Annotated in this window: 1 protein-coding gene; it reads left to right on the top strand. The window is 71.1% G+C overall.

Features of this window, described 5'->3' with window-relative positions; translation table 11 throughout:
- Positions 1-433: IS5 family transposase (locus QSK22_RS33335; protein WP_285498489.1), on the top strand; the 433-nt coding region annotated here is incomplete at its 5' end.
- Between the last annotated feature and the right edge of the window lie 21 nt (positions 434-454).

Below are 454 nucleotides of genomic sequence, written 5' to 3' on the forward strand. Positions count from 1 at the left end.
GGCCTGCGACGGCAGAGGACGCCCGCTGGGATTGGTCGTGACCGGCGGCAATGTCAATGACTGCACCCGGTTCACCGCGGTGATGGCCGCGATCCGGGTGCCCCGGGTCGGGCCGGGCCGGCCCCGGGTGCGACCCGATCACGTGATCGCCGACAAGGGCTACAGCACCCGCGCGATCCGCGCCTGGCTGCGCCGCCATGGCATCGCCTGCACCATTCCCGAACGCGCCGACCAGGCCCGCAACCGGGCCCGGCGGGGCCGCCGCGGCGGCCGCCCACCGGTCTTCGACAAGCAGGTCTACCGGCGGCGCAACGTCGTCGAGCGCTGTTTCAACCGGCTCAAGCAGTGGCGCGGCATCGCCACCCGCTACTGCAAGACCGCCAGTTCCTTCCAAGCCGCCGTCACGTTGGCCGCCCTGCTGATGTGGCTATGACACTTTGACGACACGCCCTAG

This window comes from Actinomadura sp. NBRC 104425, assembly GCF_030269545.1.
In the GTDB taxonomy this organism is placed as follows: domain Bacteria; phylum Actinomycetota; class Actinomycetes; order Streptosporangiales; family Streptosporangiaceae; genus Spirillospora; species Spirillospora keratinilytica.